The 24,751-nt window shown below is 39.1% G+C and carries 19 protein-coding genes; 2 read left to right on the top strand and 17 right to left on the bottom strand.

Annotated elements, in window-relative coordinates; translation table 11 throughout:
* Positions 1-184: 184 nt before the first annotated feature.
* The 7 genes from BK581_RS16235 to BK581_RS16205 all read right to left on the bottom strand — a co-directional run bounded on the left by BK581_RS16235 (position 185) and on the right by BK581_RS16205 (position 8,600).
* A complete protein-coding gene (locus BK581_RS16235) occupies positions 185-1,510 on the bottom strand; it encodes an ABC transporter substrate-binding protein (RefSeq protein WP_078579149.1) in 1,326 nt (441 codons plus the stop codon).
* Positions 1,511-1,863: 353 nt separating this feature from the next.
* Positions 1,864-3,030, bottom strand: a complete 1,167-nt coding sequence (locus BK581_RS16230) for a glycoside hydrolase family 27 protein (protein ID WP_078579148.1) — start codon at positions 3,028-3,030, stop codon at positions 1,864-1,866.
* A gap of 353 nt (positions 3,031-3,383) precedes the next feature.
* A complete protein-coding gene (locus tag BK581_RS16225) occupies positions 3,384-4,205 on the bottom strand; it encodes a carbohydrate ABC transporter permease (protein WP_078579147.1) in 822 nt (273 codons plus the stop codon).
* A 2-nt stretch (positions 4,206-4,207) separates the two neighbouring features.
* Positions 4,208-5,134, bottom strand: a complete 927-nt coding sequence (locus BK581_RS16220) for a carbohydrate ABC transporter permease (RefSeq protein ID WP_078579146.1) — start codon at positions 5,132-5,134, stop codon at positions 4,208-4,210.
* Between the two features lie 81 nt (positions 5,135-5,215).
* Complete coding sequence (locus BK581_RS16215) at positions 5,216-6,160, bottom strand: glycoside hydrolase family 113 (protein WP_078579145.1); 945 nt, start codon at positions 6,158-6,160, stop codon at positions 5,216-5,218.
* Positions 6,161-6,181: 21 nt separating this feature from the next.
* On the bottom strand, positions 6,182-7,387 hold the full coding sequence (locus BK581_RS16210) for an AGE family epimerase/isomerase (protein ID WP_245829106.1): 1,206 nt from the start codon (positions 7,385-7,387) through the stop codon (positions 6,182-6,184).
* Between the two features lie 256 nt (positions 7,388-7,643).
* The gene (locus tag BK581_RS16205) at positions 7,644-8,600 is read right to left on the bottom strand and encodes an alpha/beta fold hydrolase (protein WP_078579144.1); all 957 of its coding nucleotides are present in this window, start codon (positions 8,598-8,600) and stop codon (positions 7,644-7,646) included.
* A gap of 350 nt (positions 8,601-8,950) precedes the next feature.
* On the opposite strand from BK581_RS16205, the gene BK581_RS16200 reads away from it, so the two are divergent.
* The gene (locus tag BK581_RS16200; RefSeq protein ID WP_078579143.1) at positions 8,951-10,432 is read left to right on the top strand and encodes a glycoside hydrolase family 5 protein; all 1,482 of its coding nucleotides are present in this window, start codon (positions 8,951-8,953) and stop codon (positions 10,430-10,432) included.
* Between the two features lie 208 nt (positions 10,433-10,640).
* Here the strand turns inward: BK581_RS16200 and BK581_RS16195 are convergent, their stop codons facing one another.
* From BK581_RS16195 to xylA, 6 genes are all read right to left on the bottom strand, one after another.
* Positions 10,641-11,015 carry a hypothetical protein gene (locus BK581_RS16195; RefSeq protein WP_078579142.1) on the bottom strand — a complete coding sequence of 125 codons (375 nt, stop codon included), beginning with the start codon at positions 11,013-11,015 and terminating at the stop codon, positions 10,641-10,643.
* Positions 11,016-11,186: 171 nt separating this feature from the next.
* Positions 11,187-11,528: a hypothetical protein gene (locus BK581_RS16190; RefSeq protein WP_078579141.1), complete on the bottom strand. Its 342-nt coding sequence runs from the start codon at positions 11,526-11,528 to the stop codon at positions 11,187-11,189.
* A gap of 8 nt (positions 11,529-11,536) precedes the next feature.
* Positions 11,537-12,877 carry a hypothetical protein gene (locus tag BK581_RS16185; protein WP_078579140.1) on the bottom strand — a complete coding sequence of 447 codons (1,341 nt, stop codon included), beginning with the start codon at positions 12,875-12,877 and terminating at the stop codon, positions 11,537-11,539.
* Between the two features lie 12 nt (positions 12,878-12,889).
* Positions 12,890-13,642: a hypothetical protein gene (locus tag BK581_RS16180; protein WP_078579139.1), complete on the bottom strand. Its 753-nt coding sequence runs from the start codon at positions 13,640-13,642 to the stop codon at positions 12,890-12,892.
* 417 nt (positions 13,643-14,059) lie between these two features.
* Entirely contained in the window at positions 14,060-15,559 is a 1,500-nt protein-coding gene (gene xylB / locus BK581_RS16175; protein WP_078579138.1) for a xylulokinase, read from the bottom strand.
* Positions 15,560-15,636: 77 nt separating this feature from the next.
* The gene (gene xylA, locus BK581_RS16170) at positions 15,637-16,959 is read right to left on the bottom strand and encodes a xylose isomerase (protein ID WP_078579137.1); all 1,323 of its coding nucleotides are present in this window, start codon (positions 16,957-16,959) and stop codon (positions 15,637-15,639) included.
* A 418-nt stretch (positions 16,960-17,377) separates the two neighbouring features.
* Here xylA and BK581_RS16165 point away from each other — a divergent pair, with 418 nt between their 5' ends.
* Complete coding sequence (locus BK581_RS16165; RefSeq protein ID WP_078579136.1) at positions 17,378-18,544, top strand: ROK family transcriptional regulator; 1,167 nt, start codon at positions 17,378-17,380, stop codon at positions 18,542-18,544.
* 250 nt (positions 18,545-18,794) lie between these two features.
* Here the strand turns inward: BK581_RS16165 and BK581_RS16160 are convergent, their stop codons facing one another.
* The 4 genes from BK581_RS16160 to BK581_RS16145 all read right to left on the bottom strand — a co-directional run bounded on the left by BK581_RS16160 (position 18,795) and on the right by BK581_RS16145 (position 24,501).
* Positions 18,795-20,861, bottom strand: coding sequence for an alpha-glucuronidase family glycosyl hydrolase (locus tag BK581_RS16160; protein ID WP_078579135.1), 2,067 nt, complete (start codon positions 20,859-20,861; stop codon positions 18,795-18,797).
* A 54-nt stretch (positions 20,862-20,915) separates the two neighbouring features.
* Positions 20,916-21,797, bottom strand: coding sequence for a carbohydrate ABC transporter permease (locus BK581_RS16155; protein ID WP_078579134.1), 882 nt, complete (start codon positions 21,795-21,797; stop codon positions 20,916-20,918).
* Positions 21,798-21,808: 11 nt separating this feature from the next.
* Complete coding sequence (locus tag BK581_RS16150) at positions 21,809-22,771, bottom strand: ABC transporter permease (protein ID WP_078579984.1); 963 nt, start codon at positions 22,769-22,771, stop codon at positions 21,809-21,811.
* 89 nt (positions 22,772-22,860) lie between these two features.
* Positions 22,861-24,501 carry an extracellular solute-binding protein gene (locus tag BK581_RS16145; protein ID WP_078579133.1) on the bottom strand — a complete coding sequence of 547 codons (1,641 nt, stop codon included), beginning with the start codon at positions 24,499-24,501 and terminating at the stop codon, positions 22,861-22,863.
* Positions 24,502-24,751: the final 250 nt, after the last annotated feature.

The raw sequence follows: 24,751 nt of genomic DNA, 5'->3' as shown, positions 1-24,751 counted from the left end.
TACTCTACTAACGATATATTCCACCCTTCCTTTGTAGTAAAGGTGCTCACCTGTATACCTACTTTTATTCATTAAAGTGCGGCCCCATTTAGAAACTTCTGTATCTTAATAACATGAATGAGAAGTCGTTTACCTTGTGGAGCCGCAAAAAGAACAAAGTTATTGTTTAAGTTTAAATCGACACTTATTCTATACCTTCAAGGCTTCGACCATCTTGCCATCTTTCGTTAAGTTGGTTCATAATATCATCGAATGATTCATCGCGGTTGCCAATGCCCGCTTCGATAATTTGCTCTTTAAACCTTGAATTCCATAAACCCACTTCCCCCGAACTATCCACGCGATCTGCCAAGCCCTGTTCCCCGTCACGAGCAGGTGCATTAGAAATGAATTCTACTCCTAATTCTTCATATGCTTCCAAGAAATCAGGGAATTCATCACTTACTTTAGGTGAAATACCACCTTCATCTTCCCAATAGCCTGATTCATCTAGGAAAAATTTAACCCATGCTTCCGCTGCTGCAGGATAATCTGTATTAGCATTAATACCAATATTAAAATCCGGTCCCACCGTCGCATAGACGGTTCCATCCTCATGAGTGTAAGGGAATGGCATAAATTGAATGTCTTCAGGGTTCTCTGCTAATTCTTCTACTTGAGCATATGACCATGAGCCGAGAATCATAGTTGCAACATCGCCATCTGCAAGCATTTGTTTAGAAAGTTCCCAGTCCGTGGTGAGGGGGTCACCTTCGATAAGTCCCTGATTAGCGACTTCATACATGAGGTTATAAAGAATATAGTGTGGTTCTCCTTCCGCAAAAGGTGTTTTATTATGTGGAAGGTCATTGGTAAACTGTTCATCCCCAGCAATGGCAAGCCGGTTCGTCTCCCATTGGTCTAATGGCCAACTGTCACCGTAATTTGTATAAAGTGGAATGGCGTCAGTGTTATCTTTAATCATTTGCAGGGCAGATATAAATTCTTCGGGTGTTGCTGGTATACTATCAATCTCTGCTTCTTCGAAAACAGCTTGATTGTAGAGAATGCCATCAGAGTTAATCGTAATAGGAAGGCCGTACGTTCTACCTTCATATGCAAATTCATCTGCGAATAAATATATCTCATTTAACTCTTCTGTATTTCCCAGTGGTCTAAAAAAATGAGGCGCATCTTCGATTGGTACATTATCAGGAATCATGAGTACATCCCCATAATCATCTGTATTCATACGAGTACTAACTTGACCTTCATAATCGGTAATAGCTTCGAACGTGACAGTAACATCTGGATAGGTTTCATTAAAACGCTCTTTATATTCCATAAAAGCAGTATCTACGATGTCTGTTCGATGAATTAATACGGTTATATCTCCAGCCACTTCACCATTATTCGCTTCTTCATCCTTCACTATTCCGTCATTATTACCACCAGTATTCTCATCTCCACACGCAGCTAAAAAAACTAAAAGCATACTTAATCCTGAAACCAGCCCCAATTTTTTGTTCATTTTCTTTCCTCCTTCTTTTTTAGTTAATCGTTAAAGTAATAATAACTTAAGGTTAATATGTAATCGCTTTCTTGTCAACGGGTGTGAGAATAATAAAGAGAGGGAGGATCGTTTGCGATGTAAGTTAGATAGGTATTAAGTTGAAATAGTAACAGTAAGTGATAGAGGTAATAAACCAGTAACTCTCAGAAAATGTGCTTTTTGTAACGGGAGCTCCATGGATAAGGTAGAATTTCCAGGAGCATGTTACTATGAAGGTGATGCAATTAATCACTATAAATATTCTTATAAAGACATGCAAAAAATGACCCGTATTATCACCACACGGGCCATTGTTCAATCTAATAAACTTTCTATTTTTCTTTAGAGATAAGTCTAAAAACCGCACATTCATGGCTCTTCAATGTTTTACTTATCCATTCTGACTGTAGCTCCTTCCGTTCATTTGTCCATACATCTTTCATTAAATAGTTTCCGTCTTCGAGGAGATCACTCAGGCTAAGAACAGCCTCTTTAGGCTCATTAAAGCGATTTAGCAAGCCAATAGCTATGTCATTATTCGCAAGAGGTTTTACCCAATAATCAATCCCATGTTCTTTTTTAAGAAGACGACCTTGTATACCTAATGGATCTTGATTAATGGCAATCATCTCTTTATTTAGTAAAATCGTTTTGGTTTCCTCACTCATTTTTCGAATATCACAACCAATAAGGAGAGGGGCTGCGAGGAGACACCACAAGCTAAAATGTGATTTATATTCATTATACGTACAGCCGGGTCCAAGCCAATCGTTTAATCCATTAATCCCCACGACTAACATATCTGGATCGTTCCAACCACCTGGCCCTGCGTAGTGATGAAGTGCATGGGTCTCATCTATAATATGATTAATTGACCAGCCCCAGTTTATATCCTCATCAAAGCTGTCTTTAATATCTGGCGTTGTACGCCACATATGACCAATTTCCTGAGCCCACGTTTCTGGATGTGACTTCCCATGTTCACAAATACTGAAGACCATGTCACTACCAGTTTTCATCAAGGCGTTCCTCATCGTCACGTAATCTTCTTTCACCCCTCTTCCTATTGGATCACCTGGGAGTTCACGGTAATCATACTTCAGTAAATCAAACCCTTGATCAGCAATTAATTGTGCATCTCTTTCTTCATATCCTAAGCTTCCTGGTTTTTCTCCGTATGTTTTTTGGCCACAGCCTAAATAGGTGCCTGCTAAAAGTCCTTTTTCATGGATATAATCAGTGACGGGTTTCATGCCGTTCGGAAATTTTTGAGGATCAGGAACTAGATTACCAGCACTATCTCTCTCGTCTGCCATCCACCCGTCATCAATGTTGATATAGCGGTATCCTGCTTCTAAAAGACCTGATTTTACCATGACATCTGCACTCTGTTTTATCAACTCTTCCGTTGGTTCACACCCGAAAGTATTAAATGAGTTCCATCCCATCGGGGGAGTTTTAGCCAATCCTTCAGCATATCGTTTTGGTTTTAAAGTCATGCCTTCTCCTCCAAACAAATAAAATTGATTAGTTTCTCTTACACTTCATTTCTCCATGGTGATACCACTTACGCAAAACAATTTCTTCCTTTTTCCCATAAAATGAACGTTCAATCAGTTGTAGTTGAGATAATCAGGATATTAGTGTCCGTTAACTCCCGATTAAATAGAGGTAGCTCTCCTTTCAATTTTGATCCGGGAGTTTTACGAACGCTTATTTGTGCTAAAATGACAATGCGATTGGTAGGCTCCTCTTTTCATATCCCATCCATATGTCATCTCCTTCACAAATAATTACGCCATATCTTGTCCTCTCTACTAATCAATGCTATTCATTTTATAAGAGTCTTTAGCTATTTCACTGATCCTTCAGTAAATCCGTTATATATATATTTTTGTAACAAAACAAACACAATCAGAGTCGGGATAATGACGATGATAACGCCTGCACAAATTACTTCCCATTGTGACCCATATGGGCCTTGAAAACGGAATAAGGCTGTTGAAACAACTTGCAGATCTGGGCGTGGCATATATAAAAATGGAATATAAAAGTCGTTGTAAATCGTGACGCCACGAATGATTAAGACCGTTGCCATGGCAGGTTTTAGTTGCGGTAAAATAATTTTTCTAAAGATAGTAAAATACGAAGCACCATCTAACATTGCTGACTCATCTAGCGATATTGAAACTCTATCTAGGAATTGCAAGAAAATATATACCGCGATAATATCTGTGCTCATAAAAAGGACGATGGCAGACCACCTCGTATTAAACAAACCTAATCCACTAATAATTTGAAACGTGGCAACTTGTGTTGTCACCGCTGGGATTAAAGTAGCCAGTAAAAACAAACCTAGTAACACTTTACTCCCGCGAAATTTAAAGCGGCTTAAGATATAAGCAATCATTGCGCCAAAAAGAATCGCAAAAAAGACGGAAACAACGAGCATAAATGCTGTATTTGCAAAACCAAGAAGCATATTACCTTCAGTAAACGCACGGACATAGTTTTCAACATTCATCCAACTTTCTGGTGGAGAAAGCGGTCCTGTTGTGGCATATTCTTCCCGTGTTTTAAAAGAGGCAAAAAGGACGACAATGATGGGTATTGCAGTAATTAACACACCAATTATGAGTGACAAATACTTCATAACTGCCCAAAAATATTTCATTGTCACGCCTCCTTGTCTCTTAGCAGTAATCGTTGTACCAACGTCACGATAATGATGATAATTAACAGGACAACCGCCATGGCTGATGCAAGTCCAATACGGTTATATTCAAATGCTGTTGTCATCGTTTGGATCACAAATGTCGTACTGCCATTAGCACCACCTGTCATAATAAATGGAATTTCAAACACACCGATAGCACCACTAATCGCAAGTATTAGATTAAGCTCGACAATTCTCTTAATACTAGGTAGAATAATGAATCTAAATTTTTGCCAACTATTTGCACCATCAATATCTGCTGCTTCATATATCTCTTTTGAAATTGACGAAATGGCCCCGAGAAAAATGATGAAATTAAACCCCATGTAACGCCACACGGAAGTTCCTGCTAATGATATATTGATAAGATCAGGATTTCCAAGCCAAAGTTGTGTATATTCCCCTAAACCTATCAAACTAAGTAATGAATCTAGCGTCCCTTCTGGTCGAAAGAAAAATAGAAAAATAAAACCAATGGCGACGCCATTCAATAAATAAGGGAAAAATATAACGCCTTTGAAAAAATTTTTGAACCTGACATTAAAACTCAAAACCGTTGCAAAATATAACGCGAGGCCCATCTGAATAAAGGTGGCAAAAAAGTAATATAAACTGACGACAAATACAGCAAAATATTCTGGTCTCGTAAACATGAGGACATAGTTGTGAAAACCGACCCACTCTTTGTTCGGACTAATCCCGTTCCAGTTATGGAAGCTATAAATGATCATATTAACTAAAGGTAAGTAAGAAAATGTTAATAGTAATGTCACAGGAATAAGTGAAAACAAAACAATAATTAGCATTTTTTGTTTTTTATAATTAAAATTTCTAGAGGACAATAACTTGGAGAATTTTGTAGACTTTTGATAAACGGATTGAGCCATTCTTTTCCCCTCCATGTAAACACCTTTTTATCATGTCGAAGCGTCGTTTTATATCAAGTTGCCAATGACTAGCCGTGTTTTCTATCTCTTAGCTATTTTATTTGAGGTAAAAAATGATTTAATGACCTCAGCCGCAGGCTTTCCGTAAACACAGTAGTCATCATTTTCACTTGCATCCTCAAGACGATAAAGATTAGCTGGCCAATCCCATAACATAAATCCATAAAACCACTTTTGCCCATGAAAGAATTTAAACATCTCTTCATAAAACACTCTTTGTTCGTCCATATCGATTTGCCCTCGATTCTTATTCCAATCGTTAGGAACAGAACCAGATTCGAGACGGCTAGGACACCCTGCTTCCATGAAGAAGAACGGTTTTTGCCACGACTCCACAATTTTTTTTATGCGCGATTTATGATGTTCCCAAGACCCTATCGGGTAATAACCACTAGAAGACATCACGTCAACTGCGTCCCACCAGGTCACTTCGTCTTCTTGATATTTGTCACAGTTATACGTGATGATGCCAGAATACACTTGGCGGACTTTTTGAATTAAATCCCGCCATTCTTTTTCTCTCCTTTCTGTCTGTACCATTTCACAGCCAACACAAAGCATCTCACATCCTGTATCCTCTGCTAATTTGGCATAATGTAACATGAAAGACTCATAGCTTTTAAACCACTGTGACCATGTAGGTTCACAAGGGACATCCTTATCAAAAAAATTAATATGCGCTCGCCACGTTCCGTCTCTTACATTAACAATAGGCTTTAAGATGACGCTTAGACCAAGACTTTTCGCTTTGGCAATTGCCCACCGTACGTTCTCATCTGTGACCATTGGTGGCTCTGCAAATGTTATGTCCGGTGAATGAGCCGTCTCTTGTAAACCTTGAAAAGCAATTGCTGTCCAGTTAATTGCTAAGTTTGTCATTTCTTCCATAGAACGTTCTGCCTCGTTTGAACGCCAATCCTCGCTATTTCCTATCCAGCCCCACGTCATACCTTTAATATAGTCCATCGAAAAATGTCCTTTCTCAAGTTAAGATTTACAACGATCGATACGCTCTATTAATTCAAAGCAACATCGGGAATTATGGTAAGGGCACTTCCAAGGCTCTACTTTAGGTCTATCAAGATAGGCATTGTTTTGCTCATCTAATTTCCAATACCATTCACCATAGTGCTTATCGACCATATGCTGTTTAGTGAATCGCCATAACTTATAGACCGCTTCTAAATAATCGTTACTTAACGTTAATTGATAGGCATTAAAGAAGCCTACCATCCCTTCTGCCTGCACCCACCATACTTTTTCTTCATCCACATCGTCGCCTTCACGTTCATTTATTAATCCTCCGCTTTCAGAAAAACCCTCTATCGCTACTTTTTCTGCCATATCAATCGATGTTCTTCTTACTTTTTCAAGTCGCTTTTCATCTCCTAGAACTTCTGCAGCTTCATATAACAACCAGCTGCCTTCAATATCATGTCCATAAGATATAATATTTGCCATTCCGTGCCACTGTCGATCAAAAAATAGCGTGAATTGATCAGTCGGGCCAACGATGTGTTTTAGCATCACATCGATCAGCTCAGTGATCCGCTCCTTTAGTTGAGGACTTTTCCACACCTTAAATAGATTCGTATAGGCTTCTAAAATATGAAGGTGTGTATTCATAGATTTTTCTGCCTCCATATCACTTTCACTTAAACGAGGATCTTGCTCCATCTTCCACTCTTTAGTAAACGCTTCCAAATAGCCTTTATACGGCCTATCGTAACCGTATTTCTCTATTAAATAAAAGATGTCTTTTGCTATTTGAAGACTTTCTTCATGGCATGTTATTTTGAAATACTCAGCTAACGCATAGATAGCGAAGGATTGGTTGTATATGTGCTTTCGTGTTTCTTGAGGTTTCCCTTTATGATCCACCATCCAATAAACACCACCATCTTCCTTATCTAAAAAGAAGTCTCTTAAATAGACATAAGCATGATTCGCAGTCTCTAAGTAGTGACGATTACCAAATACATGATAGGCCTTTGAAAAGGTCCAAAGAATTCTTGAGTTAAGAATGCCCCCCTTAGGTGCCTTCTCGTCTACTTTATTATGAGTCGTGAGATACCCGTAAAATCCGCCGTTTGTTTTATCCATCACATGTGTTACCCAATAAGGGAGAATATTAGCCACTAATTCATTTTTAAGCTCTTGCGACAATTCATCTAACTTTCTTTGCTTCTCCAATTCTTTCACCTCCTTACATCAATTTATTACCTCCTGTAAATTACTTTATCGTTTAAGTTATAAAATAATCATATAGTGATAACGCTTACTTGTCAATCTTTAATCACCTTAAAATTGGTATTATTGAATACTAAAGTCGGCTCTCATGCATTCAAAAAGGGGGACACAGCTAATGTAAGTCTATGACGACGGCACAAGTCATGAAAAAAGCTGTTTCAAAAGCTTAGACTTTTGAAACAGCATCGTGGCTTTCCAATTATGAACGTAAATATTGCATGATTATATCGTGAAGACCCGGCAAATTTTCATGTGAAAAGTCTGGGTAGATTTCTAATTGTTTTTCTGACTTAATGCGATTAAATGCTGCAAACTGTGTTGAAGGGGGACAAATGGTATCCATCAATCCGGTTGCCATGAGCGTTTTTGCTTGAATCCTTTCGGCTAGGTGCTGAATGTCGATATATCCAAGAGTCGTAAAGACCTCTTCGACACGCTTATGCTGTGGATCAAAACGTCGAAAATAATGTTTAATATCCTCATACGCATCAATCGCTAGATCTAATTCCCACACACGTTTAAAATCACTTAAAAAAGGATAAACAGCCGCTGCTTTTTTTATTCGCGGCTCCAATGAGGCACATACTAACGTTAAAGCACCACCTTGTGACCAGCCTGTAGCCGATACATTGGCTCCATCAATCTCGTCCATTCCAATTACTATTTGGGCTAATTGGGCACAATCGAGATAAACATCCCGAAAGAATAAGTTATCTTTATCGTCATCCAACCCTCTTATAATATGACCTTTTAATGTATTCCCTTTAACACCGCCAACATCCTCTGATTCCCCCCCTTGTCCTCTGACATCCATTGCAAATACGGCATGACCTAACGCCGCATAAGCCAATTTACTGCTCCAATCCCCAGCGTTCATACTGTAACCGTGAAACATGAGCACAGCTGGCGCAGGGTCAGACACAGACACTGGCTTCACATATTTCACATGAATACGCGCCCCTTTAACACCCGTAAAATACATGTCATAGCAAGTGGCAAAAGGAACTTGAAAGTCACTTTTCTTAAAATGAACTTGCGGATCGACCGCACGCATTTCACTAAGCCCACGTTCCCAATAGTCATCAAAATCAACCGGTTTTGGATTAGTCCCTTTGTATACTTTTAGTTCGGATAAAGGTAAGTCAATTGTCGGCACGTTAATTTACTCCTTTCTAGTTAACATTTATAAAAACAATCCTTTTCACAATAGTTTACCTAAAAAATGAATAATCTTAAAGTCCGTAAAACAATCTACTCATTTCCATAAAACATTATGACATTATCTATATTTAAGCTTACTATTAAGTTTTTAATATTAATAATCAATCAAGTAATTGACTTTATCGATTACCTAAATTAACTTTAAGATAATACTTTACTTTTTAAAGATCAAAAAACGTGGTTACTTGCCCCTCATCAACTTTTAATTATCTGAAAAACGGCCCGAAAGGAGGATGTGACTTGCCACTCAGATAATATAAATAACCCACAAGGAGGAGTAATAACATGAAAAAAAAGTTATCACAGATTTATCATTTAATTATTTGCACACTTATAATAAGTGTGGGAATAATGGGGATTACAACGTCCCCATCAGCAGCAAGTACAGGCTTTTATGTTGATGGCAATACGTTATATGACGCAAATGGGCAGCCATTTGTCATGAGAGGTATTAACCATGGACATGCTTGGTATAAAGACACCGCTTCAACAGCTATTCCTGCCATTGCAGAGCAAGGCGCCAACACGATTCGTATTGTTTTATCAGATGGCGGTCAATGGGAAAAAGACGACATTGACACCATTCGTGAAGTCATTGAGCTTGCGGAGCAAAATAAAATGGTGGCTGTCGTTGAAGTTCATGATGCCACGGGTCGCGATTCGCGCAGTGATTTAAATCGAGCCGTTGATTATTGGATAGAAATGAAAGATGCGCTTATCGGTAAAGAAGATACGGTTATTATTAACATTGCAAACGAGTGGTATGGGAGTTGGGATGGCTCAGCTTGGGCCGATGGCTATATTGATGTCATTCCGAAGCTTCGCGATGCCGGCTTAACACACACCTTAATGGTTGATGCAGCAGGATGGGGGCAATATCCGCAATCTATTCATGATTACGGACAAGATGTGTTTAATGCAGATCCGTTAAAAAATACGATGTTCTCCATCCATATGTATGAGTATGCTGGTGGTGATGCTAACACTGTTAGATCAAATATTGATAGAGTCATAGATCAAGACCTTGCTCTCGTAATAGGTGAATTCGGTCATAGACATACTGATGGTGATGTTGATGAAGATACAATCCTTAGTTATTCTGAAGAAACTGGCACAGGGTGGCTCGCTTGGTCTTGGAAAGGCAACAGTACCGAATGGGACTATTTAGACCTTTCAGAAGACTGGGCTGGTCAACATTTAACTGATTGGGGGAATAGAATTGTCCACGGGGCCGATGGCTTACAGGAAACCTCCAAACCATCCACCGTATTTACAGATGATAACGGTGGTCACCCTGAACCGCCAACTGCTACTACCTTGTATGACTTTGAAGGAAGCACACAAGGGTGGCATGGAAGCAACGTGACCGGTGGCCCTTGGTCCGTAACAGAATGGGGTGCTTCAGGTAACTACTCTTTAAAAGCCGATGTAAATTTAACCTCAAATTCTTCACATGAACTGTATAGTGAACAAAGTCGTAATCTACACGGATACTCTCAGCTCAACGCAACCGTTCGCCATGCCAATTGGGGAAATCCCGGTAATGGCATGAATGCAAGACTTTACGTGAAAACGGGCTCTGATTATACATGGCATAGCGGTCCTTTTACACGTATCAATAGCTCCAACTCAGGAACAACGTTATCTTTTGATTTAAACAACATCGAAAATAGTCATCATGTTAGGGAAATAGGCGTGCAATTTTCAGCGGCAGATAATAGCAGTGGTCAAACTGCTCTATACGTTGATAACGTTACTTTAAGATAGAATTAGCACGATCACATAAGGTGTGCTTCATTGTTAAAGGAGCACACCTTACTTTTAAACGGATAGTGAACTCGCTTCAGCAAGCTAAAACCCCGAGAAATCAGGTGGCGTCTCTTAAAAGTTTCCATCTACACGATGCATTGAGGTGGGGGGGGCTAGATAACCCAAAGGTTAACGACACTCAAGTGACAACTTCTACATTGAAAAGCTATGACATCTTTTTTTTAACAAACGTCTGCCATTCTTTTTGCTGTCGTAACAGTGACTCGTGCAAAAACCTTAGTCGTTCTTCTGCCCCTGTAAACATTTCATCCACATTGACAGCTGACTGGACCGCTGATTGAAACGTATTTAACGCCTTTAAAGCCTCTTTATCGTCATGAAAAATAGATTGTATTGTCATGTTTTCCTCATCATAAGGTAACAGACCGCTCGTGACACCTTTCAGCAACCGATCACCAATATCACAATCATTATTCTTATAACATTCACTTACATACGTCACGGCTTTTTCCACTGCGTTTAATAAGTCATCATACATTTTTAAAAACGTCTGTTGGGCTTCCGTTAATTTGGCAGTCATAATATCTCACCTCAAAAAAATCTGTGTTACGTTTAGTTTATCAGACATAACCCATCCAGTAATAAAGAATGAAAGCTCTAAAAACGTGACGGCTGAGTCAACATAACAAATAAATAGACAGCCATATCAGCTGTCTTTGAGAAAAAGAGTTATATATAAGACCTTTATAATTTAAATAAATGTTTTACGAAACGCGATCCACTCTTCGTTGTACTCATAGATTTCCTTTCTTAATTGGATAAACTCAGTTATGACCGCTTCAGCTATTTCCCCTTTTAAATGATAGCCTAAGTGGATTAGCATGGAATCGAGCATAATCTCTATTAAATACATTTGCGTCGTCACATCTTGATTGACTTTGTCATTGTCTTTGATAGCCTGACTCTCACTTTCTGCATTCCTCTTAGCCCGCTTAAGAACATCATCAATTTCATAACTTATTTTTGAATAGAGGTGGAAATCGTCATCATTTCTAATACTTTTATTACCATAATCATAACTATGTCGCCCCATTCCTGTACTCATCCTCTTTTATTCAATTTTCCAGCTATTAGCTCATCTTCCCAATCAAATTTCTCCGCTGCCGCTTCTAATGTCATCGCCATTTGTTGCATTTTTTGCCTCACTCGGTTATTTTTAGCCATTACTGCTTCTAAGCTGCCTGCATCATAGCATCTGTATTTTCCTTGTGAGAAATAATCCTCTTTAAACGTGTTTAACCGTCCTTGGCGCGGATCACCGTACGAACCAATTTCCACATTAATTTGATTTAATTCACTCTCCGCCTGCTCAAACACACCTTTTAAACTTGACTCTGCATCTTCTTCTACCTGTTCATGTAAAGACATGGCTTTCGTTAAATTTGGAAGAAACTCGTTTCTTAACAAACTTACAAGTTCTAAATAGCGCCCCTTATCGAAAACAATATCGGAAGCACCCAAGTAACCTCTCGTAAAAGACAGCTCATTTAAATTGAACACATCAATTAACGAGCCATTTAAAGCTCTAAACCCACCGTTGGAATGTTTTGTTAATAAATTCAACCTACTCATTTTGTCAAAATTTTGATCATGTATCCAATCTGGAAGAGTTTGAGCCATCTCATTAAGGTCTTTAACTGTCATTTGATGAACATTAAATGGTAAGCCTTCCATACTCATTCCTGGCTCATCATGCAGTATATACAGGTATGACCGCCATATTCCAGCGATCTCATCATCATAAATAAGAACATTAATATTATCATAATGCCTATTTTCCTTAAGCATTTTTCGGAACTCACTATCAAGACCTGTTGGATTATACGCATTAACCTCTACATCAGGATAGGTCATACCAATTTGCATGGCAATCTTTCCAGCCAGTGAGTGTCCATCCACGGTTATTTTTGCATCTGGATATTTTTCTCTTAACTGTCCAACATATTCAATGGCTTCTTCACTATAATTAAAAAATCTATTTCTAGTCCTAACAAATGTTTGCTCCACATCAGCAAAATCAGAAAATGTTGTCCCAGGTATAACAACGACAATTTCCTCTGGGTTAGATGGGTCACCTTTTGTGATCGCATTTATGTGGTTACCTGCTTCAAGTTCCTTTATCGGCGCCCCCTCCACAAGATAACTTTCAACTTCCACTGTTGTGTTTAAGTATTGAGGAACATCGTTAACAAATCGAATTGACCTATCGTTTAATACCTCTTGATATTCTAGTAACATTCTCCTTTCGATTTCCTCTTCTCCTAACAGCTCAATCTCACTTGCAATTTCTTCTGCTTCATAGCTTATTTTCATGCCAATAAGCTGATGCTCCGCTTCTGAAAATGACTCATTCCTTACATAAGTATCGCCTTGCAAGTTCATGTTTTATCCCCCTCACGGAACTCTTAGCGTTTCATATAATCCTTGACTCTCGCCAGTAGACAAGTCTTTCACACCAATTTGTACATAATACGTAGAACGAGGAAGCAAGGCTTTTAATTCTGCTTCAATAGCTGATGCTTCGACTTCATCTAATCCTTCTTTATTTCCAATAATATCTATATCTGAATCTAACCGTTTAAGCTTATCTAGATTTGTTTCAATATAATTGTTTATTTCTTCCAAATCATCACCGCTTTTATACGCTTCTCTAACCTCCTCATTAATTTGGGGATCAATTCCTACATTTGTTTGAAAAAACTGAATTTTCTCTTCCTTAGGCCTCAGTGGATCTTCTATATTGAGCGAATGAAGATAATCTATTGTCGGTGCTAATTCGTCATAACGAGCATGTAAATAGAGCTCATTAAAAACTCTTGATACTATACGTTCATTTCGGTCGATAATAGACAGTGTATCTGGGTTTCCTTTAATATCCATTGCAAAATACGGGTCGCCATAGTATCGAAAATAAACTCTAAATTCCTCTTCACCAGTGGGGTATTTCCGTGGATTACCTATCGTAACAATTTCCACTTTATCAGGATCTAACTTGTACCTTGCCACATATCTTTTTACATTCTCTTCAATTTCTTCTCGATTTCTCTCTGACCAGTCACCGAAACCATTGTTCATCCAGATCACTCCCCCTAACAGTAATAACATAAGGAGTATAGCCCCTAAAATAATGCGTTTTTTATGTTTCACGGCATGTTCTTCCTTTCCCTATAGAATGGCACTTCATAAAACGAACTTTCAATCAGTGGGAGTTTTCGCTCTTCTCCCACTGATTCGTAGTTAGGTGAATCAGGATATTAGCGTCCGCTACCTCTCGCATAAATAGCTTTAGCTCTCCTCTTTATTTTGAGCTGGGGGTTTTACAGACGGTTATCAGTGATAAAAGTGCCGAGTTTTTAGGTATAATATGCCTCATTATAAAGTAACTGGCTATGATGCTACAATGTAAACAGAAGAAATGAGTCGTTTCCCCTAAACGACAAAGCAGGTCGAAAGAATCACTTTGATGCCTTTTTCTCTTTCGTGTCTAAGTCAATGTTAGGTGCCATCACATATAAAGCCGCTTCAGAAACGAATTTCTGAAGCGGCTTTACTATAGTTTTCACATTAGAGAGAACGATACGGTTTAAGGTCAGCGGTGATGTCTTTTGTTTGGTTATACACTCGTTGATAGATACCAAATAAGTCACGATAAGCAGCAACGCGTTCAGCACTCGGTTCATACTGCCCGCTTTCGTCAATAAAATGATCTGAACACCCCTTTAATGAAGAGAACCAGCCTAGTCCGTAAGCGGCCAGCATCGCAGCTCCCATTCCCGGTCCTTGTTCCGTTTTTAATTTCACGACCGTGGCGTTAAAAATATCCGCTTGGATTTGCAGCCATAAATCACTTTTGGCCCCGCCACCAGTGCACACTATTTTATCCACTGTCTTGCCATGCTCTCTGAATAACTCCACTGTTTCATTCAATGAGAATGTCACCCCTTCAATGACCGCCCGAGTAAAGTCACCTAATGAATGTCCGGAGTGGACGCCTATAAAGCTTCCCCGAATATCCGCATCGGCATGAGGCGTTCGTTCCCCCACGAGGTAAGGTGTAAATAGGAGTCCTCTCGCTCCAGGTGGAGATGCTTCAGCTTCTTTCACTAATTCTTCAAACGATTTATGAGGTGCAAACGTGTCCTTGAACCAGTTTAAACTATAACCTGCCGCAAGCGTTACGCCCATCGTATAAAAGGCGGACTCTTCTCCATGGTTAAAGTAATGGACACGACCATTAAACTCTTTATCCCCATCCTTTTCATAGGATAAAATAACACCTGATGTACCTGTGCTGCTTAATGTCACACCTTCTCGTAAAATCCCTGTTCCTATGGCACCACAGGCATTATCTGCCCCACCAGCAAAGACGGCTACATGAGAAGAAAGCCCACATTTTTTTGCTATGTCTTCACGCAACACCCCCACTTTTTCGTGAGATGCGACGAGTGGCGGGCACAAGGTTAGCGGCACACCTGTCTTTGCACACATTTCCTCACTCCATGTTTTATTTGCCACATTTAACAGGAGAGTACCTGCCGCATCAGAATAATCCATGTGTAAAGCACCTGTTAAACGATACCTCACATAATCTTTTGGTAATACAAACGTAGTCGCTTTATTGAATAATTCAGGCTCATATTTTTTTACCCACATGAGTTTAGGTAACGTAAACCCTTCAAGTGCTGGATTTTTCGTAATTGTGTGAAGGAGGTCGATTCCAACCTTTTGTTCAACCTCTCGACACTGTTCTGTCGTTCGAGTGTCATTCCATAAGATGGCACGACGTAACGGCTGATTCTTTTCATCTAGGAGAACTAAGCCGTGCATTTGACCTGAAAAGCTGATACCTTCAATTTTTTCTAGATCAGATATGTTTTCCGTGATAGCTTTGATCGCGTTTATCGTTCCGTTCACCCAATCTTCAGGATCTTGTTCACTATGCCCCGGTTTCTCTTGGAAAAGCGGGTACTCGGTAACAGCTTCTGTCACGACAGCCCCATCTCGATTAACTAACAACACTTTCACTGCACTCGTGCCTAAGTCTACTCCTAAAACATACCCCATCTGCTTGTCTCCTCCAGTGAGAAAGGGGCGTGTCTTAAGTATGACAAGCCCCTATTTATTTTAATGGCAGCTACAGATTATAGCTCATTCACACGTAATAAATACTGATTTAATTGCGCTTTAATTTTCTCAACTTGGCCTGATTTCACCTCAATTGTATCTAATTGAAGAGCATGTTGCTCTAGTTCTTTGAAATTTGTGTTTCCAGCGGTAATTTTCTCGCCTATAGCTGATTTAAAGGTGTCGTAACGGTTATCAAGTATCGTTTCAAAGAAGTTATCTTCTATTAACTTGTTGGCGACTTTAAGGCCAATGGCAAATGCGTCCATCCCGGCAATGTGAGCATGAAATAAATCATTTGGGGCAAATGAGCCACGGCGAACTTTCGCATCAAAGTTTAATCCTCCTCTGCCCAGACCGCCATTTTTCAAAATTTCATACATAGCTAGTGTGGTGGCGTAAAGGTCAGTAGGGAATTCATCCGTATCCCAGCCAAGTAACGTGTCTCCTTGGTTAGCATCAACAGATCCGAGCATGCCGCTCGTTCGTGCTACACGCAATTCATGCTCAAACGTATGTCCGGCCAATGTGGCATGATTCGCTTCTATATTAAACTTAAAATCTTGTTCCAGTCCATATTGGTGTAAAAATGCCGTTGCTGTTGCCACATCAAAGTCATACTGATGGGTCGTCGGCTCTTTTGGCTTAGGTTCAATTAAAAACTGAGCATCAAAGCCAATTTCTTTCGCGTAATCAAGTGCCATATGATAAAACTTAGCTAAGTTATCTAATTCAAGCTTTAAATCTGTATTTAGTAAAGTTTCGTAGCCCTCTCTTCCACCCCAAAACACGTAGTTTTCTGCACCTAACTCTTTCCCTACTTCTAATCCTTTCTTCACTTTCGCTGCCGAGTAAGCGTATACATTTGCATCGTTAGCTGTAGCTGCACCATGCGTAAATCTTGGATGTGTAAACATATTCGCTGTATTCCATAGTAGTTTCGTTCGACTCGTTTTCATATAGTCTTTTATCATCGCCACAATCACATCAAGGTTGTCATTTGTTTCTTTTAACGAGCTTCCTTCAGGTGCCACATCTACATCATGGAAGCAAAAATAAGGCACATCAAGCTTTTCGAACAATTCAAATGCCGCTTCTACTCTCGCCTTTGCTTGATCCATGCCGCTTAAGTGATTCCATGGCCGTAATGCTGTGCCAGCTCCAAACGGATCCCCACCATCTCCCGTTAAGGTGTGCCAATAAGCAACAGAAAACTTTAAATGCTCTTTCATGGATTTTCCGCCAACTTTTTCTTCAGCATCATAGTACTTAAATGAAAATGGATTTGTAGATTGATAACCTTCAAACTTAATTTTAGGGACGTCATTAAAATATGCCATAATAAACCCTCCATTTTATAGATAGATTTCATTGCTAATGTCATTTTATCAGTATATACTTAGTTTGTCTATTGAATTAACTAAGTGTATTTACGACAATTATATGACGTTTATGAACATTTAGATTCATTGTTTCACTCTATTGTATGATGGTTCCTTTCATTCATAGCTTCATATTACGGAAGTTTTCGTTTTTCTCCCACTGATTAGTAGTTGAGTCAATCAGGACATTAGTGGCCGTTAGCTTTCCTCTCTATTTTGACGCTGGAGGTTTACGGAGGCTTATCTATGGTAAAATTTATTGCATATTATTCGAGTTATTGCTTTAAATACATCATTATGAAAATGACTTATTTGTCTGAAAGCGAGAAACATAATACACTATATTAATTAAGTATATAAAAAGGAGTTCCGAAAAATGGCCTCTTATCAGCAGACAGTCAAGTTAACAAATAAGATGATTATCTTAAATGCGATTAGAAAATATGAACCGATTTCACGGGCAGAACTTGCTCAAACGTTAAATTTAACGAAAGCAACTGTCTCTACTCTTGTAGATGAATTAATTGATGACCATTATTGCTATCAAATAGGATTAGGTGAATCAAGTGGCGGACGGCGACCTTTAATGCTAAAGTTCAATGAACGAGCCGGTTATACGATCAGCATCGATATTGGCGTCAACTATGTGGTAGGTGTGCTCACTGATTTAAGAGGCACTATTATCGAAAAATTTTTTCAACCGTTTAACACACATGATTTTACAAAAACTGTTATGGAAGTAACCCGTGTCATTGATCATTTTTTGTCTACTACAGCGAAGACACCTTATGGTTTAATTGGAATTGGGTTCGGCATCCCAGGCTTAGTTAATACGGAAAATGATATTCTCATAACGCCAAATCTTGATTGGCGGCAGTCAAATTTAAAAGATATCTTTACTGAACAATACGGTGTCCCAGTCATTATTGAAAATGAGGCAAATGCAGGAGCCTATGGAGAGAAAACATACGGAAGTGCCCAAGACTTAAATCACTTTATTTATGTAAGCATAGGAATCGGGATTGGTGTTGGACTCATCTTAAATAATGAGCTTTTCCGTGGAACCAATGGCTTTACCGGTGAAATGGGGCATATGATCGTAAAGGCGGATGGCCTGTCGTGCCGATGCGGTAGTAAAGGATGCTGGGAAATGTATGCGTCAGAAATGGCTTTATTAAACATGTGTGCTGCCCAAGGTGAAAGTTTATCAGATGTGACGCTTGAAACAATGATTGAGAGAGCGGAAACAAGTGATCAAGTGAAAGACGCCTTTAACCAGACAGCACATTATTTAGGCATCGGAATTAACAATATCATTAACACATTTAACCCTGAAAAAATCATTATTGGTAATCGCCTAGCTAAAGCAGAACACTTGCTTAAAAACGAATTAGAGCAAGTGATTGCCACCCAAACGTTAACTCACTTAAGAAAATCAGTCGACATCACTTTTTCCCAACAGCATCAACACGCTACTTTATTAGGCATGACAGCTTTTACAATTGAACAGTTTTTGGAAAGACAGTTTTATACAGACGAATAGAGATTAGTGTCATCCTACACTCACTCTCATAAGATAAACTCTTAACATACTCTATTGAAGAAGGAGCAGGTAAATACTCCCCCTGCTCCTCCAGTCATTTTTTAGATAACGCGGCTCTCATGATCTTTTTATTTACTTTCGGTCGCCTTTGTCGTAACACTAAATGAAAAAAGAAAGGCGCTATCTCATGGCTCTCCAATTATGACTTAGCCCCTCCCCATTTAGAGATGTATCCACAGACACACATCATTTAGTAAATTGGACGGTTATGTTGATCATCAATTCCTGATTTTCGGTAAAAATACGTATTTACTATGTCTCGCCACTCTTTAGCATGCTCAAATTGCATATCAAGCTTTGTTGCCACATCATCGAAACGCTTTTTGTCTATTCTTCCTTGGAGTTGTTTCCACTGTTGCCGATACTGCTCAACTTGTTCGACGCCAGCAAAGTGCGTGTCATAAATATGCTGAATGACCGTTTTTCCTGACGACAAGACATATGAATAGGGAACATAATGAAAGAATAGCAGCAACTCTTCCGGACAGTCAGTAAGTGATTCATATTTTTCCGCATTCTTTTGATAATACTGCCCGCTAAACCCTGTACCAGTAGCCATTGTACGATTCACCCCCAAGCCCTTCCAATCAGCAAAGTGATACGTTCCCCATGCTTGATATTCATACCCATCAACATTCGGACCATAATGATGCCCTGGGTTAACCATCCATCCCACTCCTAAAGGAGAAGTATAGTTTTCGTATGTTGTCCAAGAATTAAGTAGCATACCCTTTATGGTTGACAATACTAGAGGATCTGTTCCAAACGTGCATATGATCCATTCGTTTGATATGTCTTCTGCTGTCATTTCTGGCGACCACATAAGTCTTCCGTAGCCGTAAAGATTGGATTGAGCCAACGTATGACCGGTCCAATTATAGTCATCGCCTACGTTTACGACAGCTGCTGCCCCATTATTTTTTCTATCGTATAGTTCACCGCTAACAATCTTCTTGACGGTAGAACCCGATCCTTTTGCATAAGTTTCAAATTCAAGCACCTCTTTCCATTGAGGGACTAGATAAACGAGATGTTTTTGTTGGCCAAGATATTCTTGGGTTATTTGAAATTCTATCACTTGATTTGTTTCCTTCAGTCCTCCTAAAAGAGGAGATACAGGTTCTCTCACTTGAAAATCCATCGGGCCATTCTTTATCTGTAACACGACATTTTCATGAAAGTCCCCATCTAGCGGCATAAAGTGATCGTAAGCTGCCTTGGCACGATCAGTCGTTCGATCGCGCCAATCTTGATGGCAGTTATAGACAAAACAGCGCCAAATGACAAGACCATCATAGGGAGCAATTATTTCTGCAAGCATGTTGGCTCCCTCCGCCTGTGTTCTTCCATACGTAAATGGTCCAGGTCTGTTTTCAGAATCAGCCTTAACAACGACACCTCCAAAATCAGGAATATGCGTGTAAATCGTTTTTATAGCATGCTCCCAGAACCTTTTGACTTCTTCGTCAAGTGGATCTGCCGTGTTTAATCCCCCTAGTTCAATTGGGCTTGCAAAATTAATACTTAGAAATGTTTTCACCCCGTAAGCACGGTATATGGCAGCTATTTTTTCAACACCCGTTAAATACTCGGGTGTTATTAATTTCGTTTCTAATTGATGGACATTCACATTATTAATGGCTATCCCATTAACACCAATTGAAGCAAGCATTCTAGCATAATCTTTTAATCTACCATAATTTTGGTTAAATTGGTCTTTTTCAAAGAAAATCGATTTCCCCGCATATCCTCTCTCTATCGAACCATCTATATTATCCCAATGGTTTAATAACCGTAAGGAATTGGCAGGATTCTCGATGACATTTAACTTGTCAATTGGCTTTTCCATTTGTAATAGACGGAGCAAATGAAATGTGCCGTATAGAATACCAGTCTCTGTTTTTCCGCTGATTATAAGCTGGCCATTCGGCTCTGTATACATCATATATCCTTCATCTTGAAGACGGGTCTCACTCTCAGAACAAAGTTGTAAAACGACACCCTTTCCACTCATCACTTCAAATGAAATGAATGGAGAAAAATCGAACATTTCCGTTATCGATTGGTTAAGCTCCTCTATTGCTGACCATAGGATCGGAGAGGCATCACAACTGGACGAAATAGTCTTTAAGAACGGGGACACCGTTTTAGCATATTTTCCTTCACTTTTAGAATATTGAAGCCAAGCCTTATAACTAGTGACTTGATCATTTTCAAAAGGATAATTAGTGGTTAAATGATATTGGCCTTGTGTCATACATTCCATCTCCCTTCAAAGTTTTTGAAAAAAAGAGTTTAAGTTACGGTCAAGCTATTCTTTATCAGCGCCAAGGACGATACCTTTAACAAAGAACCTTTGTAAAAACGGATAAACAATGAGCATAGGAAGGGCAGAAATAAATATTTGTGCTGATTGGACTGTACGTTGAGATAAATTTCTCATCATGTCTGCATCCACATCTACGTTACTAAAATCTTGTTGAACAACGATTGTTTGTAAAAATGTTTGCAAGGGATAATTAGAGGCATTTGTATTATAGATCAAACCATCGAACCAGGAATTCCAATGGAAAACCATCGTAAACAATGAAATTGTGGCGATAGCCGGTACAGAAATGGGAAGATATATTTTCAGGAAAATCTTAAAATGTCCTGCGCCATCAATAAAAGCTGATTCTTCTAGAGAACGAGGGACGGACGTTCGAAAAAAATTGAGCAGTAAAATCATATTAAAGGCATTGATAGCTGGTGGGAGTACTAATGCCCAGATAGTATCTGTCAGCCCTAACCGTGTGACAACAATATAAGTAGGAACGAGTCCCCCATTAAATAACATAGTAAAAACAAAAAACCACATATATATTTTTCTTCCCTTAAACTCGCTATCATTCTTTGAGAGTGCATAAGCAGCACATAAAAGAAGCGTCATGGAAATAGCCGTTCCTAAAATAACTCGGGTGACTGACACCCCTAATGAACGCAGAAAATTCTCATTGGCAAGCGTTCGTTCATAAGCATCAATAGTAAAATCCACTGGCCACAAACCGACAATGTTAGCAGTAGCTGGTGCAGACCCACTTAAGGAAACAGCTAAAATATGAATAAGAGGGAACAAACATAGAAATGAAATGCAGATCATAAATGTGTAGTTAAACGCAGTGAATATTCGATATCCTTTCGTTTTATACTGCATGAAATCCCTCCTTAAAAAATTCGCCAGTTAGCATATTTATAAGCAAGTCGATACCCAATGACAATAAGTATTAAGCTAATCACAGATTTAAAAAGTCCAACCGCTGTTCCGTAACTAAAATCGCCACTTACAAGACCTACTCGATAAACATAAGTATCAATAATATCACCCGTTTCATAAACAAGTGGGTTATACAAATTAAAAATTTGATCAAAACCTGCGTTTAAGATGTTGCCCAAAGCTAATGTCGCTACAACAATAATAATCGGACGCATAGCAGGTAGAGTAATATGCCATGTTTGTTTCCAACGATTAGCTCCATCTACCACTGCAGCTTCGTACAAGTTGGGATTGACTACCGTTATAGCTGCTAGAAAAACAATGGTATTAAACCCTGTTTCCTTCCATAAATCACTCACAACAACAGTCGTTCTAAACCAGTCATTACTTCCTAAGAAAAAAATTGGTTCCACACCTATTAATCCAAGGAGTTGGTTCACTACCCCTCCACTAGGAGATAAAATATCAATAAGCATCCCGCCTAAAATGACCCAGGATAAAAAATAAGGCAAATAAACAATGGTTTGCACTGTTCGTTTAAAACGCATATGGTACACTTCGTTTAACATTAGAGCAAATGTTAGAGGAACAATTAATCCAAAAATAAGCTTCAATATGGAAATGACAAAGGTATTCCAAATAACTTGACGTGCATAATTGTATTCAAACATTGTGATAAAATGCTTTAACCCGACAAACTCTGACTCTATAAAACCGAGCCAAGGTTTAAAGTCTTGAAATGCCATAATAATGCCAAACATCGGTCCATATTGAAAAATAAGGGCCACGATAACTGCTGGCAAGACGAGAAGATGAAGTGGCCACGTCTGTTTAAAATGCCATCGCTGTTTTGGTTTTTTAGTTCTTGCCTCAAGTGGTACCCGCCGGACCGTATCCTGAATAGTGTTATTCATTTTAGGCATCTATTAACCTCCTCTTCACTTAGTTTAAAAGGCAAAAGGGGGCATCAAGTCCCCCCCTGTTAATAAGAGCAGCACTCGTTTTAATTATTTTGCACTTCCTCGTACCACTCGTTTACTTCTTCTGTTATTTGATCACCACCGCCTTGCTTCCACGCTTCCACAAACTCATCAAAATGGTCTAACGGCTGATTCCCATAAATAATGTCTACGATCATTTCCTGCTCCAACCTTTCCAAATGTTCCCCTCTTGCCTGCATCGTAAGGGTTGGGGCACCAGTCCATTCGTTTTCAATTCTGTACTCATCCTGTTGTTTAACGATATAAGCCGCTTCAAGATATTGTTCGTTATTTGATGCAATACCGTATTCATAAGCATTTTCCGGTTCTCGGTCCGTCAAATAAAACTCAGACGCCAAGTCGTACAACATAAATGGGATAGTCGGTACATTTCTAGGCAACATATAGCCACCAGGATCTATACGAGGAACACCTTCTGACTCTTCAATTGCCTGATGGTCATAAACCGGTTCATTATTCTCATCATAAATATAGTCATAACCTTCAAACATCCCGTCTTCAAAATAATCCGACTCGCCTAATGTATAACCGTAAATTTCATCAAGATACTCAAAATATTTATCCATATGCTCAAAATCAACACTAAATAAAAATGACCCTGTTATTAATCCTTCTCCTAAACGTCCAATTTTCCCATCAGGTCCGGCAGGTAATGGCATTGGAATAACTTCTGCCTGAGGGTCATTATCATAAATATCACCTACTGGCCACCCTTCTCCCCATGGCGGAGCTGACAAAAATCCTGTATTACCAGCTACGAAACTTTCAATCGCCCCATTCTCATCAAGCAAACCGACCTCTTGATCCAAATATCCCTTTTCAAACCACCTATTTAAAGTATTTAAACCCTCTTTTATATTATCTTGTGTGGTACCGTAAACAAGTTCCCCATTCTCATCTTTACTCCAGCGGCCTGGTAAGTAATCACCGTAAGCGCCAAATATCCAACTTCCATCTGCAAGCCATGTAACCATGCCGTTAGCAGTAGCGAGCGAAACACCTAACGTGTCATTTACGCCAGTACCATTTGGGTCATCATTTACAAAAGCATCCATAACCTCTTCCATTTCTTCTAACGTTTCTGGAATATCAAGGTTTAAATTATCTAGCCAGTCCTTTCGCACCCACAGCAACGGATCTGACCCGTTTCCTCCAGAAAGTCTCGGCATACCATACCTTATTCCCTCCTCATTTGTGGACGGGTAAAAAGCTTCAGGAAACTGCTCAAAAATATCCTTAACTCTATCTGTAGCATATTTTTCATATGCCTCATCAATTGGCTGCACCAGACCGGATTCAATTAAATCGGCTTTCAATTGGCCATCTGAAACGAGAAAAACGTCTGGTAAAGGTTCCCCAGAAGACATTGCTAGACGCAACTGTGTATTGTATTGTTCATCATGCGGCACTGTCCAAATCGTTTCAATTTTAAGATTTAATTCCTCTTCTGCCCACCAAACCACTGGGTTATTATTAACATCTTCTCCGGGACGAAACTCCGTATCATCTCCTAGTGTACGAGCAGTTGTCATTGTGAATACCCCATCTTCCTCCACCGTACTTTCGTCATCACCACTACATCCTGCCATCAAAGTAAGCGCAATTCCCCCACAGATCCCAATTGTTAAAATGCTTTTTAACATTCTGTTTCCTCCCTTTTATTTAGTAAGGTCCTATTTGCAAATAACCTCCTCCCTAACCTTTATAAATAAAGAACCACCTAGATGTTAACGCTTACATTTCTTGTACAAAAAAAAGCTCCACTAAACGATCTGACATACAGGTCTACGAAGTTACAGCTATTTGGGAAGTTTAATTGTATTTTAGTTTATTAGTCTAACTAATATATTAGTTTAGCAAAAGTTCAATGATAAAACAATGTTTTTTTAGCTA

It is taken from the genome of Salipaludibacillus agaradhaerens (genome assembly GCF_002019735.1).
Taxonomy (GTDB): domain Bacteria; phylum Bacillota; class Bacilli; order Bacillales; family Salisediminibacteriaceae; genus Salipaludibacillus; species Salipaludibacillus agaradhaerens.
The sequence above is the reverse complement of the archived record's forward strand: the minus strand, read 5'-3'. Positions and strand labels throughout refer to the sequence as shown.